The organism is Shewanella sp. 10N.286.54.B9, from assembly GCF_041468565.1.
Taxonomy (GTDB): domain Bacteria; phylum Pseudomonadota; class Gammaproteobacteria; order Enterobacterales; family Shewanellaceae; genus Shewanella.
In genome coordinates this window covers 173,813-193,195 of the sequence record NZ_JBFRIY010000038.1, presented here as the reverse complement: position 1 = coordinate 193,195, position 19,383 = coordinate 173,813, and the positions used below count along the sequence as shown (strand labels likewise).

Here is a 19,383-nt window from a genome sequence, read left to right as displayed (position 1 = left end):
CAAGTAGCTGCAGCTATTAGCCAATAGAGTCTCTAGCGATGCAGCACAGATTTAAATGCTAAGAAAGACAGCTTAGTTGGATTATCCCACTTGCCCGACAAAACCGGCTAATGACAAGCTGCTAATAAAACTACATTAATTTGATGGTTTAACGATTTATTCGATGTAAAACGTAAGGTTATTGTATCGATGGGGCTTTAGAAAACGCTGTACTAAATATGTTAAAAGCAAACGATACCAATAACGAAGTCATCGAGCCTTGGCATCACTTGCCGTTTTATTATGCTGCTATAGTTTGCGCACATTGTGTTGATTTGCTGCGACTTGATCCACCAACTTAACGACTAGTTGCATGACCTCATCTGCATTACGCTCCCCCTCTGACAAATAATTAGGGTTTGCCGTTGTCACAATTGAAGTATCCAGCTCTGGAATATTAATAATAAACTGGCCACCAAATCCTGCAGCTCTATAAGCATTCATGCCACGAATCTTAAAACGTTTCCATAAATAGCCATAATGATCTGTATCAGAGATCTTTTCTTCGGGAAAGTCGCCAATAAGTGAACGTTCAACCCACTGTTTACTCACAATTTGTCGTTGTTTGTACAGACCTTTATTTAGATAAAGCTGGCCGATCTGTAACATTTCTCTTGGCGTTAAAAACATATCAGAGCCTCCCATATAGACCCCTTTTTGGGAACGATACCAAACAACGCCATCAATATTTAACGGATGAAATAGATACTTATTGGCGAAGGAAAGCGTATCCATGCCAGTTGCATTAGTTAAAATAGCCGATAGCAAATGTGTCTGCACGGTGCCATATCGGTACCGCTCTCCTGGCTTATGTGCCATATTTAACTCAGATATTTGTCTAACCCAGTCTCGAGAGTCCCAAATAGGGTGTTCTCCAAAACGATAACTGGCCATTTCGTCATAATCAAAGCCAGCCCTCATGTTAAGCAGATCTCGAATACGGATCTGCATTTTAACCCTGTCCTCTCTAAACACTTTATAGTTTGGCAGATACTGACCAATAGTTTCATCTATATTGTTGATGAATTTATTGTCGATAGCGATACCAACCAGTATTGACAGTAAGCTCTTATTAACTGATTTAATGTTCGCCAAGGTATTTTCATCTAATTGATTAAAATATTCTTCTAATATTAGTTTGCCGTGACTATAGATAAGTACAGCATTTAGATGAGACATATTGCCAGTTTCATTAATGGTGTTTTCAAACTCAGGGAGTGAAACCGTTTTCAATCGGTCGAAATACTCCGCTAACAAGTTATTTGACAATTTTGTACTATAAATAGCAGCGGAGGCTGGTGGCGCTAGCTCAATGGCACGCAGTCTGATTGGCGTTACCTGCCCTTGCCAAATAAATTGTGCTTCAATAAACTTACCGCCATGCATTAACTCACCAGTCAATGAGGCGTCTATTGTCGGCAAACTGATAGCAATTTTACTCAGCTCCTGACTAATTGTTGCCGGTATCCTCATCCAGCCATCATCCGGTGCGTCTAGGTGGGCTGTTAACTTATGGTACTCATTACGTTTTATAGTAAAAATAAGCCGTTGCTCAACCCCTTGTTCGATAATAATCCCTTGCCATATTCCCTCTACCGCAGATTTAGCAAAACCGGTATTGCTCGTCACTAGGTACACTGCGAAAGCAAAAATCCATTTTTTTAGCCTATTCATAATAAGGTCACTTTTATCCATGTTGTTCAGCAGTTTAATATATCTTTTACATCCATATATTGAGCAGCCAGAGCGATGTTGTTGCATACTGCAATAACCGTAAAGTGAAATATAATCAGCTCAAGCAACAATTAGAACATAGGGAAAAGATAGGTAATCAGGTGTTAAATTTGTAGCACTTGGTAGAGCATTTACAGACAACAGATGATTAGTAATAGAAGGAGCAACATCAGCGATGTTACTCCTTTATTTTTGAGCCGATTTTCTGTAATCGCTAATCTCTTTGCAAGGCCACTATCGGGTCTAGTTTGGCTGCCTTTTTAGCGGGGTATAATCCAAAACCCACGCCTATGGTCATACAAACTCCCAGCGCGAGTACAATAGCGAAAGGAGACCAAGCTACTGGCCAGCCGGCTGCGGAAGAGATCACCAACGCCAACAATAGCCCAACGCCAATACCGATAATGCCGCCAGTTGCGGAGATTGCGATACTCTCGATGAGAAATTGACGCGCAATATCCTTGCGTTTAGCGCCTAATGCTCTCAAAAGACCAATTTCGCCAGTTCTCTCTAGAATAGTCGCTAACATAATATTCATAATGCCAATGCCGCCCACCAGCAATGAGATCCCAGCAACACAAGCCATAACGATATTAAATATCTGTTGCGTCTTCTGATGTTGGGCAAGCAGATCGGCTGGTACAACAACATCAAAATCCTTTTCGCCGCCATGGCGACGATTAAGTAGGTGTTGCAAGCTTTTCGAGGCTAATGTCGGATCGACACCATCAACCAGTGCTAATTTAAAAGAATCCAATTCATCTTCTAAGTGCTTAAACTGCATTTTTTTCAGCGCTGTACTCAGTGGGATAAAAACCTGATTTCGCTCGCCACCTAGTTTCACTCCTTGGATACTCGATTTAGTGCCTTCTTTTTCAGATAGCACCCCAACAACGGTGAACCATTGGTGATTAACCTTAACCAAGTTATCTAGTGCATCCCCTTGTGGAAATAGACTACGCGCAGCTTCAGGGCCTAATATAGCGACCTGCTCGAAATGAGCTTCATCATTCGCGTTAAAGACTCGTCCTTCGCCTAATGGCAGCGCACTTAAACCAAAATAACTCGGTGTAACCCCTACCGCCAACGCATCACTTCTGCCCTTTAAACTAAATAGACTAAAGACTTTTACATTCTTCTCGGCGCTCCAACTTTTCACAAATGGCAGTGTATCTGTCGCACTGTCTACATCACGCAGGCTCAAACCAACACTATGCTCACGAACCGCTTTTAATGCTTCTCCTTCTGTTCCCCGAGAGTTAACGACCAGGTTATTCACTCCCATGGACTCAATCATCTTCAAGGCTTCACGTTCAGCTCCTTCACCAACACTGAGCATAGCAATTACCGCGCCTACGCCGAAAATCATTCCAAGTAATGTAAGTAAAGTGCGTAACTTATGGTGACGCATCTCATCAAAAGCTTGTTTGATGCCTTCCAAATAGACTGAAGCACTGGCGAATGTCGATGAGGTACTGGTATTAAATATGGCTTTAGTCACTTTATGATTTTCTGCCGATGGCCTATTACCCGTCATATTCGATTCCTTTTCGGCGGAGTGGTCAATGCGATGGTGTCACCGGTATTAAGCCCGTTGGTAATAACGGTACGATTTAAACTTCGATTACCAGGAACAACTTTTTGTTTTATAAAGCCTTCAGTCGACTTTAGGTAAACCCAATAGTCACCAGAGTTTTGAAATAACGCCTGATTAGGTATAGAAATGACCTCTTGTAGATCAAGTGCATGTACTTTGGCATTGACTTGACGACCGGGCTGCATAATCGCTTCATCCGTTTTATCAAAGCTTACTCTCATCTCAAAATAATTCACTGGACTGTCTTGTACCTTAGACTTTGCGAGTGCATCAAGCTGAGTAAGCGTTCCGTTAATAGGTAAGTTTGGGTAAGCATCCAGAAAAACGGTGACCGGCTTGCCAACGGCCAAGCCCAACGCTTCAGACTCAAGTACATAGAGCTTGGCTTGCATCTTTGACGTATCAGGCAAGGTACCAATTGTCATACCAGTCCACATCATATCGCCAACAACAGGATCCACACCGTTCCAGCCAGGCTGCGCAACGAATAAACCATCATGCGGTGCAACAATTTCCATCTTATTTAGGTTGTTTTCAAAGCGGTTTATTTTAGCTTTGTGCCCCTTCTGCTTAAGTTTTATCAGATCCTGCTCCGCCTGTGCTTGAGAGCCGTGCTGGTCGATCCCCCAGTCAAAGAACTGCATTTTTGCTGCCAAATAACCTTGGTTCCGCATCTGCTCGATAATGTCTATCTTAGTGTATACACGTTCATCTTCACTGAAAAATTGCTCCGCTAATTGTTGTTCTTCGGCAGTGAGCTTGGTGTCTGTGTTTAAGCTTTTATCGATGGTTTTGTCTTTCTCTGATTGGATCAAGCTATCCAAGCCTAAACGATCAAAATCGAATTGCTCCATCTCTAAACGATAGCTTTCTCTAGTCGGGTCCATACGCGCTACTACATCACCTTTTTTTACGTCACTAAAATTAGGTAAAATCCAAGCTAACGATTGAGGTCCTCTTAACCCTGAAGGTACGTTAACTGAAGTCGAATTGCTGGCTTCAAGCTCGCCAGTTGCAGGAATGTCAACGTTAAAATTGGTCGCTTTTATCTCCAAAGTTAACACGCCATCAGTTTTACTTTGACCGCATCCCGCGATGGAGAAAACAGCCAGACTCATTGCCGCTACTTTTACACGAGTAAACTTAAACGGGCCAACGTGAAATCCGAAAATATTCATGGTAGCAATACCTCATCACCTTCATTTAATCCTGACGTTACAGCGACTTGATCTTTACCAATGGCGCCCAATGAAATATAAGTCTTAGCATCGCCCAGTAAACCGGGTGTATACACGTAAGCTTTTCCTTTGTCATAGTAGACCGCATCTGAAGACAGTAATAAATCGGGGCCATCATTGATGACTTCAATACTGATTTTTGCGGTCATGCCCGGTCTCATCATTTCGGTATCGGGATCATCTATACTTGCTATTGCATCAAAAATAACTAATGGGACGTCCTGGTTTTTAATCCTAAATACTGCACCTAGCTCCCTTATGGAGCCGTTAAAGCTCTTTTCAGGATTGGCATCGAGTCGGATTTTTAATTTTTGGCCCACTTTGACTCTGCCAGCTTCCACTTCTGGGATCGTCATATCAACCTGCATCAATTTCAGATCTGGAATACTCAAAATAGTGTCACCGTTATAGACACTCTGCCCTTCGGCAACCTTATTGCCTTGTTGATTATTGCCGTAAACCACCATACCACTGCGAGGTGCAAATAATGTGAGTGACTTAATGCCGGTATTCAGTACATCAACCTCAGATTGAAACTTAAGTTGATCTCCTTCCAGCATCTTGACTCTTTGTTCAGCACTCTGAATTTCAAGTGCTATCTTCTTAGTGATTAAACTGACGCGATCAATTGCGATAGTCGCGTCACGTTGATTCTTCTTTTTATCTATCGCGGATGTAGTCTCATCAGATATATCAACCTTAAGCTGGCTTTTCTCTTGATTCATTTTAGCTTCAGCAAGCTCAAGCTTTAATTCCTCCAGTTTTTTAGCATTACGTAACTTTGAAGTTTCCAGATCTTGTATTGTGGTTTCTAAACTTGCCGACTTGATAGACAATCGTTGCATAACTTCTGCGGTATCAAGCTGAGCGACTCTTGCCCCTTTCTCTACGGTCGTACCTTCTGGAATTAACATTTTGACTTGGTACTGCCATACTCGTCGGATTACAGGCGGCTTTAAATTTACCGTGTTAGATGAAACGAGCTCTCCAGTCACTTCGATTTGTTGGCTAAGAATACCGGGCTCAACTTCGGTTACAGCCGTATCACTGCAACCCATTAGCATTAGCCCAGTAGCAAAGCCCATAACTAACGACCTATTCATGATGCCTCCTCCTTAAGCTCAACTAACACACTCATACCAGGTATTATTTTCACTGTGTTATCAACGGAGAACTTAATTTCAACTCTAAACCAATTGCCACTGCCCCACGCCACTCGGTTAGTCGCTTGACGACTGATCCCCTCAATAGCGCCTACGAGTGTTACCTTTGATTGAGAATCAAGCCGCAAATTAACCGGCATCTTGGTTGCTAATCGATCAACATCAACTTCATTAACCCAGGCCACTATTTCTAGATCCTTGAGTGCTGGGATCATTGCTACTTGTCGACCTATGCGTACAGAATCACCTACTGCATATTTGCTGTTCGACCATGGATCACGCGAATAAAGAATTGGGCCTGAGATTTGACTGTAAATTTCTAACTGCTCTAACCCGCCAAGGGCCTGTGCTAGCTCTAATTTAGCTCGCTTTTTGTCTATTAATAATTGAGATAAAGAAGCGGAACGTTTATCAGATATCTCTTTCAAAGCTTGCTCTACTTTGGATAGTTCTGACTGTGCTTTCATTTGATTAAACTGGTTCTCAGCATAATCTCTGGCAGGAATATAGTCGGACGGTACCGCTGCGTCGAGATCCGCTTTTTCAAGTTCTAACTTTGCTTTTTTAACTTCAAACACTGCTTGCAACAATTGCGCGTTCAGCTCAATAGACTGGTTTTGCTCTTGTGCTGTGACTCTTAACAGACCAGCTTCAAGCTGCTCAATACGATTAGCAATGGCGCTTTTGTCAAAAATCACGACTACGTCGCCTTTTTTAGCAATGCTCCCTTCCGGTAGCATCCATTGGATCTGATAGTTCCAAGCATCACCAGCTTTAGGAACCATAATGGTCTGTGAATTGACTGAAGAAACCTGCCCTGTCAATAATAACGGCGCTCTATCGACCAACGACTGCAGGTGAGTAGCGGTAACAGCGTGGCTCTCAGCGAAGGCACTGCTAGACAACAATATTAACATGAGATAACAACTGAGATTGGCGAATTTGGATTTAAGCTGCATTGGTCGCTCTCTCCTCTATCTCCACAATATCACCATCTCTCATGCGAATAATTCGTTGAGCATATGCGGCGACCTCCTCTTCATGAGTGACCAAAATAATGGTTTGTCCCGCTTTATGTAATTCAGTAAAAAGCGCCATTATCTCGACTGAGGTTTTACTATCAAGTGCACCAGTGGGCTCATCTGCCAACAGTATTGCTGGCTTGTTCACTAAAGAGCGGGCGATTGCGACGCGTTGTCTTTGTCCACCAGAGAGTTGATTAGGTCGATGATCATGCCGAGTACCAAGCCCGACTCTCGACAGAAGTTCATGGGCATAGCTTGAGTCTTGTTCTGGGTTTGCTGAGAACCTCAGTGGCAATAGCACATTCTGTAAAGCTGATAGACGTGGCAACAAATGAAAGCTCTGAAACACAAAACCAATCTCTTTATTTCTGACCGCCGACAAAGCGTCATCATCAAGATCTTCGACTTCCTGATTATTTAGGCTATAACTGCCCGATGTCGGTTTATCGAGGCAGCCAATAATATTCATTAAGGTCGACTTTCCCGAGCCTGAAGGCCCCATAATCGCAACGAATTCATTTTTAGCGATACTAAAACTCACTCCATTGAGTGCTTTTACACATGTATCACCCATGGGATATTCTTTTTTTAATTCATGGACTTCTATCATAATAATGCTCTTCATGTAGCAAATAACTCAGCCTGACTAACGACCTATAATACAACTAAAGGCACTATCAAATAGCCAAGACCTTAACAAAAATTTGTAAATTAACGTGATATTGTCAAATGTTCAAACGGTAAGATAAAACTTGAATCTTTGAGGAGGTAGCAGTAGAAACTGTGGTAACAACGATAAGCTTGTTTTGAAGACTGTTGGCATGGTTCATCCTGACATTGTGGTTTCAATCCATTTGAAACATTTTTTATTATGCTAATAACCTACTGTTCTTGAATTGAAAAAACAAGGTGTCTGTGGATGAAAACAATGCAAATAATTCATGTTTTCCAACATATATCCATTTGGTGTGCCTTTGTTGTGCTTGCCGGTAAATTTTGTACTATGTCAAAATCACACCGAGTATTGTCAATATGGAAATACTCAGAAAGAATACCCATTGAAATAGTTCTTTAAATGGCTTTTCAAGACCACTCATAAACCCAATGTATAGTTGCCAAATGGCAAATAAACCAAAGTTTAGTGCAATAAATGCCAGCATCCCAAAGCTTTGCATTTGCGAAACGGCTTCAAAAGCACAAGCTAGTAGTACCAAAGTAGATAACAACAAGAAAATTGAAATATAGTGAAATACACAATACATGATGGTTTTCGCTACAGGCTCAAAATCAGCTTGTTGCATCGGTCCTAGAAAACGTCTTTTACCGTATGTTAAGTGTCCGATACTGGTCAATGCCGCAAGTATACCGGCGAGTAAAAAGAAGATATTCATCACACGTCCCAACCCTAATAAGTCTGTCTAACACACCACTAGCCCCTATCGATAAATAGTAGCTTATCTAATGGTGATAGCATTAGCTAATAAGACAGACATTATCAGGAAAATCTTACAAAAAAAGAGAGCTTTTGCTCTCTTTTCTATTACATGGTTGCCATCGTCCAATAATCGAGGCGCTGATCAGGCTGACTAATCACCACTTTGCATTTCTCTTTATATTTCCCCATTAATGGCCCTAAACTTTTCGAGTTTGGCATTGACGCTTTATGCTGTTTCGTTGCCGCGGCAACGGCTTGGGTAACATACTCTTCAGTTTGATACTTATTTGCGATATTAACCGCTTGTTCACCAGAAGCCTTCAACCTCTCTCCCACAGCTTGCATCTGTGGCGCATTCATTGCGGCTATCGCACTGGAGGCTATTTGATAATATGCAGCACACTCTGCTAACTCTTTAGTTAATGCATCCTCAGCATCACCAGCCGCAGCATTAAAAGAGAGCAATCCAATGGCTAGTGCCAACGTATTTGGAAGAATCGTTCCTGACATTAAAGTAATCCTTTTTTATAATCGTTCGTTTAACTATTTCTACTTTAGTTTACGTTTAATATCCAGCGTAACAGAAAAAACAAACAGCTTCGATATTAGGAGGCGTAATAGGGCCCAATTTATCAATAGCCTATGACCCTATATTAGCCTGCAGTTTGTGGCTTAGCCCCTTTTTAACATCAACCCATTCAGAGTCAATAATCGAATAAACCACGGTGTCTCGTATGGTTCCATTAGCTAAAATTTGATGATTACGCAAAATACCATCTTGATTGGCACCTAAACGGCAAATGGCCTGCCGCGACACTTCATTGTGTATATGAGTTCGAAACTCAACGGCTATCACATCGAGTGTTTCAAAAGCATAACTCAGTAACAACAACTTACACTCAGTATTGACCGCCGTACGTTGAACACTTTTAGCATACCAAGTATGCCCGATCTCTAAGCGACGGTGACTTTGTTGCCAATGGCAAATCCTAGTACAACCAACTATCGCTCCAGAGTGTTTATCTCTGACAGCAAAAGCTAGTGACTCACCTTTTTGTTCATCCAACAGCGCTTGAGTGATGTAATCATTCATATCTTCGGGACGCGGCACCTTGGTATACCAAAGTTGCCATAACTCCCCATCTCCAACTGCAATGCTGAGCGCTGGAGAATGTGCCAATGTTAATGGCTCTAGAACGACATGCTCACCCACTAACGCATTGTCTTTCACTTCTTGTGCGTTCACCTCAACCTCCTTTGTTGTTTAAGTCACCTCTGTACTTTGCTAAAAGATCTCGGTAAAAGGTGCTTAGCTAAATATATCGCGTAAAACTTGAACCTGCTTTTGTCGGCTTTAGATTAGCTTTTATTGCGGGAGTACCTATATAGAGGAACCCAACAATCTGATCAGTTTCATCAAGGCTCAAGGATTGATGTACGTTTCTATCGAAAGCTAACGCTCCTGTACGCCAAATTGCACCAAGCCCTTGAGCAAATGCAGCCTGTTGCATAGCCATTGCTGCACAACCGGCAGCAAGATGTTGTTCAAATTCAGGTACCTTGGGGTGTTGTTTTACTTTAGCAACAACAGTGATGACCATCGGCGCTCTTAATGGCATATTCTGGGCCTTGGCGATAAACTCTGCTTCTGCACCATTTAGTTGAGAGGCTTCCGCAAAAATAGCTCCAAGCCGCTCAAGCCCATCACCAGCCGCAACAATAAATTCCCACGGCGTTAAACCAGCATGATCGGGAACGCGTGCTCCGGCGTCCAAAATATGCTTAAGTTGCTCATTCGTAGGAGCTGGCTCGATAAGGCGTGGAGTTGATTGTCTAGTTAATAAAAGTGTTAATGCGTCCAACAGATTATCCTTAAAACTGTGATAAAAAAACTAACTAGCTTGAGAGTAGCAAGCCCATAAAAAAAATCCCACCTATTTGGTGGGAATTAATAAAGGCTTCTGTTTCAGCGATTAAACAATCTGACTTCTCTTTGCAATATAATAATCAAGACTCGTGTAACGCCCGCCCCCCATAAAGATCAGTGCCATCAACATGAACAAGTATGTAATCGCAAACTCAATACCATTGTTCAAAATGACAAAATTACCTGAACTGGTTAGCCATTCATAGTTACCATGTTGCTGTAAAATCTCTTTTGCTTTGTCTAATTTATCAGCTGAAGCCAACACACTTTCATTGGCTAACCAAGAACTAGCATCTGCAATTGCCAACCATCCATTTTCCCAATGAACAGCAAAAGCCGCAACCAACATAGTCACCGACAACGGAATAGCAATCAGTCGAGTTGCCAAGCCTAGTATCAGTAACCCCCCGCCGACAAATTCTGTACCTGCTGCTAAAACTACCATTAACTCAGGAAACGGTAATCCTAATCCCCAGTCTGGATTACCAAACCAAGCAGCCGTATCACTAAAATGGGATAATTTATTGTAACCGGCCTGCATGAGTACTGGCGCCAGGTACAGCCGTAATGCAAGTGGAGCTATGCCTTCAGCGTAACGTATTGTGTTTAAAAATTTTTGGTACAATTGTGCAAGTTGCATGTCATTCCCTCGTATATTCTATTATCTCAATAGACCCTAACAACAATAACAATCTTTCATCAGTCATCGATTAAGCTATAGCAGGTCGATAATATGGACGCTAATCCTCTTGGCTAATTTCAGTTAGCTCTTTGATGAGTGTATTCAATTTTTTATTAAATCGCTGTTTTTGTTTTGCGCTAGCGAGGTCATCTAGCTTAATTAGCAGTTCACCAAACATTTTTGAATTGTTATCAAGCACGGTTTTATAAGCTTTAGACTTTACGGTGTCTGGTTGGGTCATCAATAACGACAAACTATGTGAAAGCGCCATTTGGTTATGACGATTTTTTAATGCTTGGGAAAACAGGCGGATCCATTCATGGCGATACTCTAACCACATATCTAAGGTATCACCACGGGCTACATTATATTCATGTACAGCCAATTTTTGAGCCGTAGTTAGCTTTCCCATCCACCGCTTAAGGCGTTTCTCAATACGCTCATCGGCCATATCAATGAGTTCAGATCGGCTCTTACCTAGATACTTCTTATTGAGTTCTTTTTCGTCAACCCTTAACTGTGCAATGATCTGTTCTACTTGTTGATCTGAAAATGAACTGATAATTGGCACTAACGATGGTTCAACAAAATCAAACACTCGGATCCAGTGTGATTTCGCTGCGACAAGGTGGTCATTCCAAGATTGTTGCGTAAAGCTCTGATTGTTAAATTCAACGGATAACAGAGAAAGTTGAGCTTGATAACGTGGCAGTTCCTGCTTGCGATGCCAGACTAAAAAATCATCTAGTACCACGTCAAACTGTTGTTCTTGCTTGTCATTTAATGTGACATACTCTTCGAGCTTCCATTCTATTGCCCAGTCGAGAAAGTAATAACCAACTTTGGTAGAGCAACCTAGAAACGAGATAAGAATAAACGCCCACAAACATAGTTTTTTCACTTATGGCCCCATTCAGATGCTTTCATCTAGCATAGAACATGGTTTGCTTTATGGTCTAGTAACAAAATGTATTACCTTGTCGACCTTTTCAGTAATGAGTCGCGCGGGTGTTTAATGAAGTGAGCACTTATGAATAGCTAGCGATTAACCCTTGGTACTGCTTAGCACAACTTAAATAGTTCTCGGTCTGTTTAATTGTATCAGCGTCAACATTTAACTTTCCATTCAACATCAAACTATCAAAAGCCATTTGTAATGCCCAACAGACGGCAAAGACCCAATATAGATCAACCGCTGCAGGTATAGCATCTTGAGCATGATGATTAAGATTGGTTTGTTTATCTAGATAATTTTCGATTAACCAGTGTCGCTGCTTTGATGACAATGAGTGGCTCGAAATAACTGATGCAAGATCACATAATGGGTGAGAGCTACAGGCATATTCAAAGTCAATACAATTGAGTTTATCTTGCATAACCAAAATATTAAATGGGTTTAAATCCCGGTGACTAAACTGGTTGTTAATCAAGCAGAGATTGAGAGAACCGAGCATCTCTGCAACTGCGTCTTGTTGCGCGAGTAACTTATCATACTGTTGTAACCAAGCGGCTGAATGTGGCGAATTATCAATGTGCTGCCAGAGTAGTTGCTGCATCTGGCTTAAGCGAGCGTGATAGATCTGCCACTGTTGCTCTACTGTGATAATATTTTGGGGTACAGGTAGCGCTTTCAAACCATTCAGTAACTGCAGCAATAGCTGCTCTGCATTAGGCCATCTTTCTCCGATAGTTGATAAAGGGTGCGCCCCATTAGCACTAATCAAATCACTCCAGTTTTGATTGTCATTCTGCGCAATATACTCACTCAAATAAAAGTCTTTTTCCGGACTAATGTAAACGACTTTAGGCGCCAACGCTGCATAACTAGCATCGCACCATGCAGCGATTTCACTGCTTCGGTCACAGATCTGTGTACTCGCCCAACTGTTAATTCTTAACACCCATTCAGACTCGACACTCGTACTTGAGTGCAGCCCTCGAACATAGTAGTTACGATTACTCAACCCTTGAGTGAGCGCCGCTATCACTGTTACTTTGGTCAGGCCCGATGCCGATAGATAGTGTGCCAACTCTTGCTGAAGCGATTCACTCACAAGGCAATTCCTGGTGACATTGCCACATTGCCTTGTTGAGCGTGCATTTTTCTGCGCCACATAAAGTAACCAAACACCACCATAACCACATAAAATACGAACAGTGCTGAAGTTAACATCAAGCCTTTGCTGACATAAAGATAGATAGAAACAGCATCAATCACAAACCAGTAGATCCAGTTCTCTAATACCTTTTTTGCAACCAAAAATGTACTCATGACCGCAAAACAGGTGGTAGCAGCATCCAAATATGGGAAAGAGGCTTGAGTTTGAGTTGCCATAAAGTAGCCAATAACGACTGACATTAAGCTTGTTCCAGCAATTAGCTTTAGATGAGTCGACAAGCTCCAGGAGACAATATTAACCCCTTCATGGGCTTTTCCACCTTTAGTCCACATCCAATAACCATAGACCGCCATCGCCATGTAATACACATTTAGCACCGACTCCATCAGTAAAGAGACTTTCCAAAATAGCACCGTATAGATTGCTGTGCTCGTCAATGCAGCTGGCCAACACCAAACACTGCCCTTCATGGCCAAAATAAGATAAGCCAATGCTAGTAATACCGCGATAGCTTCCCAGCCTGTCAATGCTTGAGCATCATTAAACACGCCTGCAAAGCCTTCATTTATCAATAGCCAAAAATCTGCCATGAAATATTCGCTCTCTATTCAAATAATAACAATAATAAAAAGCCACAAAGTATCATTAATACCTTGTGGCCTTTTCTATTTAGCACTCTTGTTTATTCACTATGGCTCAAATCTAGCTCACCACCGATGAATTTACACACAAACACAGCTTTGCCCCACTTCTCGTGAGCGGCTTCCATCTCGGTTGCCAACATTGCCATGACTTCAGCATATTCACCACACACTTGAGTCGCCATTGCGTTAGTCACGCGATGGATATTGTCGTAGCTATCGACTCGGCCAATAAACCACTTTATAGGGTCCAAATAGTTGTCTTGTAATGGATAGCAACTTATCTCTGCTGTTAACTTCATATTGATGACCTTAATATTGATAACGTGTAACAAGATTTAAACTTAATACTCAGTAATTACATAAACTTAACGTTTACTGTCAGTCCTAGCTGACGCGGATCACCATAGCGTATATATTGCTTATCTGCCCAGCCTAAATCAGGCTCATTGCCGAAATAGAACCCACGAACACCATACTTTTCATCAAATAGATTACGTCCCCAAAGGTACGCTGACCACATATCTGCTTCATAGCCTATTTTGGCATTAAATATTTGATAGGCGTCTGATTTTGATTCATTACTGTCTGAGTAATAGAAATCACTTTTACCGCTAGCATTAACATTAGCAAACCAACCAGAATCAGTGCGATACGTACCACCAACACTAAAGGTGAAATTTGGCGAATGGGCTAACTCTCGACCAGATAGATCGACCGTAGTATCTTCGTCAACGTAATATTCATAGTCACCGTAAGCAGTTTCTAACCAACCGATGCTGCCGTAGATACTTAAATTATCGGTTGCATACCAAGTACCGTCTAGTTCTGCACCATAGTTATGAGAACTACCTGCGTTTTCCGTAAATAAATAGAATCGCTGTTGATTCTCTGAATCTTGTTGCGAAGCAGCGACTTGCTGATCTTGTCTATCCATATAGAATACAGCTAAATTTGTACTTGCTAGTCCATTAAACCACGTCGATTTCAATCCTAATTCGTAGTTATAAAGAATCTCAGTATCGTATTCAGTTTTATCTGCTAACTGATCTGGTAAAGCCATATTAAAGCCACCGGCTTTATAACCACGAGCCACTCGAATGTAAGATTCTTGATTGGCAGACAAAGCCTTACTTAATGCGATATGGCCGCCCCACATAGTCTCATTTGGCGTGTATTTAGCATTTTTAAACTCATCATCAATCAAACGAGTTTCGTTATACTCCACATCTCGTTCTTCGACTCGCAAACCAACAGATAGAAAATAATCATTTCCAAGCTGGCTATCTAATTGTCCAAACACAGCATAATTAGTTGCTTCATAGTCAGAATCAACGGACTCATCAGGGGATCCGTTGTAAAAAGATTCTAGAGCGTTTTTTTCATCTAAATTCATGGCATAAATGCCAATCAACCAGTCGGTAGTATCTGAAAAAATCCTGCCAGACTCATTCGAGCTAAACCTAAACTCCTGAGTGTAGGTCTTTCTATCCCCTTCTTTATCCCAAGTGTAATCATATACACATGGTGCATTGCCTATTTCGTTCCAATTGTCGTCATATTCAATACAACTTTTACTTGCCCAATAATCTGGGTTGGCCCAGTCTCCATCGTAGTTATGGCGAGTATCAGAGCTAGCAAATGACGTTAACGAGGTGATGTCAAATTTTTCAGCGCCTGTGTAGGTAAACTTTAAAGAACTACCGGTGGTCTTTTGCTTATCAACACCAGGAGCATCAGTTAATGTATCGAAACCATTATTATCTAATGTCCAAGCATCATAACCATTATTATAGTTTGCGTGTAAGAAGGTTAAATCAATCTCTAAATCTTCAGTGGCATACCAACGCAATTTAGCTCGCCCGGTAAACTCATCACGTTGATTGCTATCACTCACGCCAAGATAAAGGTTATCTCTGTAACCATCTTGCTGGTGTTGTTGTAGCGACACCCGGTACAGCAAATTACCAGAATCTATCAGTGGGCCAGAGCTAAACCCGCTAAAAGTTTGCAAGTTATCATCACCAAGTGAAACCTCGGCACCATTTTCAAATACATCAGTTGGATCGTTACTCTTCAGATAGATAAGACCGGCTAACGCATTAGCACCATACTGGGTGCCTTGCGGCCCTCGGAGTACTTCGACCTGTTGCAGATCATACATACTCGAAACCATGCCCAAACCAGATAAGTCAATATCATCAACAATGAAACCGACCGATGAGTTAGGTGCGCCTTGATACTCTTCTTGTTCACCTACGCCGCGAATTTGGAAATACTTAGGCCGTGAACTACCGCCAGACCAGTTGAAGTTAGCAATAGAATTTAAGACGTCTTCGAAGTGCTGTGCACCTTCATCTTCAATTTGCTGTTGATCGATGACGGTAACACTCGATGGCATTTTCTCTAAGCTAGTACCACGAAAATCAGAAGTAACAACCATCACTTCCATTTCGTCGTGAGGCGTATCCGTGTTGGTTTCAGATAGTGCAGGTTGTGAAATTAGCGCTGACATAACAGCTAGCGCAATAGGAGAATAAACTTTTGGATATAACATAGGACCTCAAATTTTAATTTTGAGATCCGGCAACATAAAGAAGCGATCGGGAAATGAATTGTGGCCCATTCCTACGCCGGTATTAGCCGGATCAGGTTCAAAGGGTTTGTTTTTCAACATCTCAGTTAAGCCTATAAAAATACAACTTTCGCTCTATAGACTTTAACACCCCTTGGCGCGGCTGATTATACATGAATTTTACAAAACCATGACACCCTTCTTGCGTTACTTGAACGTTTCGCATAAAAAAACGCCAGATCTACTGACGTTTTATTAACATATGTGAACCAGAGCGATTAAAGCTTAATTTGAAAATGCTTTTCTTACGTACAATTCAAAACGGCTAGCATTAGCATTTGGTGCAACCGCTGATACTTGTAGTTGTTGTTTTCCGTGAAGCTTTACCGATTTCCAACTGACACCTTCATCATCGATTGTCATACCGCTAGTATCGAACCAAGTAAATTTATACTGTAGGCGTAAATCTGTAGAGACTTTGCTGATAATAGTACCGCTGCCTTGTAGAAAGCCTCCTTCTGGACGAGCCATTACCCTTTGAACTTCAACCTCTTTACCAAAAGTACTGTTATCTATTCGGACTTCGCCTTTTGAACCAGCCATCAAGCCTGCAGTATGTGGCGCACAAGCCGTTACAAGTAAGGCGGTAAACAAGCCTAGGATCAGTTTTTTCATATTAGTCCCCTGAAATATACTCTTTGATTGTTAATACAAGAATAAGCTAGTTTAATCGATTAAGAAATGTGCTCTTGCGGTTGCGATTAAATGCTTACGATTGGTCTGCCAACAATTAATACTTACATTAGCCACCCGTCGACCTTGGCGGGTTATTTTACACTCTGCAAAGCTATCTTTGTGGTAACCAGCCCTTAAATAATCAATTGAAAAATCGACAACTTTAGGCACTTTACTGGTTTGCATAAATACCATTAATTGAACGATTGCGGACATCTCCATGAAACCCGCAATAACACCACCATGAAGTGCAGGCAATACAGGGTTACCAATATTGTCATCCTTTGCGGGTAGTTTAAAAATTAACTCGTCACCAAACCGGTCGACTTCCATGCCAATGAATTTTGCATAGGGGACATGTTCAAGTAGATGGCCAAAATCGTTGAGCTCTGTGGCTTTACGAATAATACTTTTCACATCAAGCTTTGCTTGTTCACATTCATCTGCGCTTGGGTTAGTCATTACGTGGTTCCCCCATTAAAGCCTGCCTAAACTCTTCACCGACCATTTCAGGACTGATACGCATAAATGAACCAACCGCATGGGCAATCGGATCATCTATAGAATCTTGGTAAGCAATTGCTCGAGTAAACGCAACGCTAGATGACAATTTATAGCACTGGGCAAAGCCGTAAACAGGTTTAAAAGGCTCTGCAGGCTTCATGTAATCAACTCTAAGATCGAGCGTTGGTGAAATCTCTAACGAGCGAAATTTATCAAAAATAGAGCAAACAACGGCGCAACCACTCGCTGTATCCATTAAGGTTGTAATAACACCGCCATGAATAACGCCAGTATCTGGGTAACCGATAAGTTGAGTATCGTAAGGCAGCTCAATCAGGACATGTTTACTACTTCCCTCTAGCACTTTCAGTTTTAATTTTTGGCATTGAGTGAGCTGCGCTACAAATCGACTTGCCATCTCCGTTAACGGGAAAACTTCGGCAGTGTTTTTCATCGATTTTTACTCAACATAGGTCCTAATGAGTGGCCTCCGACTAAATGCATATGGATATGAAACACCTCTTGTCCAGCGTGTTGATTGCAATTGATGATCAATCGGTAACCGTCTTCAGCAATCCCCTCTTCTTGCGCTAACTTAGCCGCTACAGACATCATTCTGCCAAGCGCCTTTTCATCAGATGCTTTAATATCGTTTGCAGTCGGGATAAGGTGGTTTGGAATGATCAGTATATGGGTAGGAGCTTGAGCACTAATGTCTCTAAATGCGGTTACCAGCTCATCTTGAAATAGAATATCTGCTGGGATCTCACGTCGTATAATTTTACTGAATATGGTTTCTTCGGCCACTTTGCTGCCCTCATTAACATAAGTTATGTACTAGTATACTCGAAAAATCGCATCAAGCGATTGACGAATTTTAGCGTACAAACAGCAAACTAAGTATGGATAAGAGCAATTGTGTAGTGATAAAGGCTAAAATAAATAAACTTAATGTCGCCATACATAAAAGCGACAAAATCTAAGATCAATGCATCGGTGTTGCGCTTAGGTAAGCGCTAATGAAATCAGCTTAAATGATGCTATTTACAAAACCACTTCATGCATGTTTGTTTGTGCCCAAGCGATTGCTTGTCCGCGGCTCGATACACCTATTTTTCTAAAGGCTCTATAGAGGTGAGTTTTGATCGTACTCTCACTTACAAACAATTGATTTGCTATATCAATATTAGTACTGCCAGAGCGCAATACCTGCAATACCTCTCGCTCTCTCATTGTTAAAGTCTCAGATTCCTCATCATCCTCTACATCATTTAAATGGCCACGGTTAAACTCATCAGGAATTGCTGTTTGCCCTTGGATAATTTTAGCCATTCCAGTGCCTATGCAATCTAAGGTTGCATCCGAGTAAAAGACACCCGCGGTGATATTTTGTTGAACTAAAAAACGAGCATCGACCTGCTGAGGATAATGAATGAAAACAACCTTTACGCCACTGCGTTCTTTATCCAATTTTTTCTGGATTTGATATGCCTTTTGAATATCGACACTCGAAAGATCAATTAGCACTAAACCTACACGATTTTCGGTAAAATTATCAATAATATTATCCGGTGCAACATTATGAATTTTGACTAAAAACTGTTGTGGCCATCTAGTATTAAGTAGATCAACTAATATTTGTGAGCGGGTAACCATAACCCAGTGCATAACCTTAAACATCCGACTCTCCATGTTTATCGTATAACAATCCTTGTGTGTACAAGTGTAATACACATCTAGGATAATAAACGAACCCAAAGAATAAAATATTGAAATATTCTAATGTTGAAGGTGTTAACACTACCTCAGCATTCAATACTCACATATGTATCGAACATAAGTATATAGCTAGCACTAAGGACTGATTTAAAAAGATGAATAATATTAAAGTGAAATTATATGTTTACGGAAATAGACATAGAATACTTAATGATACCTACCTTTTAATCTGAAACCGGATAGCATGCA

21 protein-coding genes and 1 riboswitch are annotated in these 19,383 nt (G+C 41.4%); all 21 genes read right to left on the bottom strand.

The features are described 5' to 3' along the window. Window positions 1-288: 288 nt before the first annotated feature. The 21 genes from AB4135_RS14515 to AB4135_RS14415 all read right to left on the bottom strand — a co-directional run bounded on the left by AB4135_RS14515 (window position 289) and on the right by AB4135_RS14415 (window position 19,095). On the bottom strand, window positions 289-1,713 hold the full coding sequence (locus AB4135_RS14515; RefSeq protein ID WP_371993963.1) for a serine hydrolase domain-containing protein: 1,425 nt from the start codon (window positions 1,711-1,713) through the stop codon (window positions 289-291). A 274-nt stretch (window positions 1,714-1,987) separates the two neighbouring features. Further along, a complete protein-coding gene (locus AB4135_RS14510; RefSeq protein ID WP_371994001.1) occupies window positions 1,988-3,184 on the bottom strand; it encodes an ABC transporter permease in 1,197 nt (398 codons plus the stop codon). A gap of 122 nt (window positions 3,185-3,306) precedes the next feature. Continuing rightward, on the bottom strand, window positions 3,307-4,488 hold the full coding sequence (locus AB4135_RS14505; RefSeq protein ID WP_371993999.1) for an efflux RND transporter periplasmic adaptor subunit: 1,182 nt from the start codon (window positions 4,486-4,488) through the stop codon (window positions 3,307-3,309). A gap of 56 nt (window positions 4,489-4,544) precedes the next feature. After that, window positions 4,545-5,711 (bottom strand): efflux RND transporter periplasmic adaptor subunit, encoded by a 1,167-nt coding sequence (locus AB4135_RS14500; protein WP_371993961.1) that lies wholly within the window; start codon window positions 5,709-5,711, stop codon window positions 4,545-4,547. Continuing rightward, window positions 5,708-6,730, bottom strand: coding sequence for an HlyD family secretion protein (locus AB4135_RS14495; RefSeq protein ID WP_371993959.1), 1,023 nt, complete (start codon window positions 6,728-6,730; stop codon window positions 5,708-5,710). The genes AB4135_RS14500 and AB4135_RS14495 overlap by 4 nt, the downstream gene beginning before the upstream one ends. Next, window positions 6,720-7,406 (bottom strand): ABC transporter ATP-binding protein, encoded by a 687-nt coding sequence (locus AB4135_RS14490; RefSeq protein ID WP_371993957.1) that lies wholly within the window; start codon window positions 7,404-7,406, stop codon window positions 6,720-6,722. Before AB4135_RS14490 ends, AB4135_RS14495 begins: the two co-directional genes overlap by 11 nt. 391 nt (window positions 7,407-7,797) lie before the next feature. Continuing rightward, window positions 7,798-8,187 carry a hypothetical protein gene (locus AB4135_RS14485; protein WP_371993955.1) on the bottom strand — a complete coding sequence of 130 codons (390 nt, stop codon included), beginning with the start codon at window positions 8,185-8,187 and terminating at the stop codon, window positions 7,798-7,800. A gap of 149 nt (window positions 8,188-8,336) precedes the next feature. Continuing rightward, window positions 8,337-8,741, bottom strand: a complete 405-nt coding sequence (locus tag AB4135_RS14480) for a hypothetical protein (RefSeq protein ID WP_371993954.1) — start codon at window positions 8,739-8,741, stop codon at window positions 8,337-8,339. A gap of 130 nt (window positions 8,742-8,871) precedes the next feature. Beyond that, on the bottom strand, window positions 8,872-9,477 hold the full coding sequence (locus tag AB4135_RS14475) for a GNAT family N-acetyltransferase (RefSeq protein ID WP_371993952.1): 606 nt from the start codon (window positions 9,475-9,477) through the stop codon (window positions 8,872-8,874). 67 nt (window positions 9,478-9,544) lie between these two features. After that, on the bottom strand, window positions 9,545-10,093 hold the full coding sequence (locus AB4135_RS14470) for an NAD(P)H nitroreductase (RefSeq protein ID WP_371993950.1): 549 nt from the start codon (window positions 10,091-10,093) through the stop codon (window positions 9,545-9,547). 111 nt (window positions 10,094-10,204) lie between these two features. Then, window positions 10,205-10,798 (bottom strand): DoxX family protein, encoded by a 594-nt coding sequence (locus tag AB4135_RS14465; protein ID WP_371993948.1) that lies wholly within the window; start codon window positions 10,796-10,798, stop codon window positions 10,205-10,207. Between the two features lie 100 nt (window positions 10,799-10,898). Then, window positions 10,899-11,741: a DUF6279 family lipoprotein gene (locus AB4135_RS14460; RefSeq protein ID WP_371993946.1), complete on the bottom strand. Its 843-nt coding sequence runs from the start codon at window positions 11,739-11,741 to the stop codon at window positions 10,899-10,901. Between the two features lie 127 nt (window positions 11,742-11,868). After that, window positions 11,869-12,894, bottom strand: a complete 1,026-nt coding sequence (locus tag AB4135_RS14455) for a phosphotransferase (RefSeq protein WP_371993944.1) — start codon at window positions 12,892-12,894, stop codon at window positions 11,869-11,871. Then, the gene (pnuC, locus tag AB4135_RS14450; protein WP_371993942.1) at window positions 12,891-13,550 is read right to left on the bottom strand and encodes a nicotinamide riboside transporter PnuC; all 660 of its coding nucleotides are present in this window, start codon (window positions 13,548-13,550) and stop codon (window positions 12,891-12,893) included. Before pnuC ends, AB4135_RS14455 begins: the two co-directional genes overlap by 4 nt. Window positions 13,551-13,642: 92 nt before the next feature. Next, on the bottom strand, window positions 13,643-13,903 hold the full coding sequence (locus AB4135_RS14445) for a hypothetical protein (protein ID WP_220737490.1): 261 nt from the start codon (window positions 13,901-13,903) through the stop codon (window positions 13,643-13,645). Between the two features lie 56 nt (window positions 13,904-13,959). Further along, window positions 13,960-16,158, bottom strand: coding sequence for a TonB-dependent receptor (locus AB4135_RS14440; protein ID WP_371993940.1), 2,199 nt, complete (start codon window positions 16,156-16,158; stop codon window positions 13,960-13,962). Window positions 16,159-16,209: 51 nt separating this feature from the next. Next, window positions 16,210-16,341, bottom strand: a riboswitch (TPP riboswitch). A gap of 120 nt (window positions 16,342-16,461) precedes the next feature. Then, window positions 16,462-16,851 (bottom strand): YcfL family protein, encoded by a 390-nt coding sequence (locus tag AB4135_RS14435; protein WP_371993938.1) that lies wholly within the window; start codon window positions 16,849-16,851, stop codon window positions 16,462-16,464. A gap of 51 nt (window positions 16,852-16,902) precedes the next feature. After that, window positions 16,903-17,373, bottom strand: coding sequence for a PaaI family thioesterase (locus AB4135_RS14430; RefSeq protein ID WP_371993936.1), 471 nt, complete (start codon window positions 17,371-17,373; stop codon window positions 16,903-16,905). Beyond that, the gene (locus AB4135_RS14425) at window positions 17,366-17,869 is read right to left on the bottom strand and encodes a PaaI family thioesterase (protein ID WP_371993934.1); all 504 of its coding nucleotides are present in this window, start codon (window positions 17,867-17,869) and stop codon (window positions 17,366-17,368) included. The genes AB4135_RS14430 and AB4135_RS14425 overlap by 8 nt, the downstream gene beginning before the upstream one ends. After that, complete coding sequence (gene hinT / locus AB4135_RS14420; protein WP_371993932.1) at window positions 17,866-18,222, bottom strand: purine nucleoside phosphoramidase; 357 nt, start codon at window positions 18,220-18,222, stop codon at window positions 17,866-17,868. Before hinT ends, AB4135_RS14425 begins: the two co-directional genes overlap by 4 nt. 237 nt (window positions 18,223-18,459) lie before the next feature. Beyond that, window positions 18,460-19,095, bottom strand: a complete 636-nt coding sequence (locus AB4135_RS14415) for a LuxR C-terminal-related transcriptional regulator (protein ID WP_371993931.1) — start codon at window positions 19,093-19,095, stop codon at window positions 18,460-18,462. Window positions 19,096-19,383 lie beyond the last annotated feature (288 nt).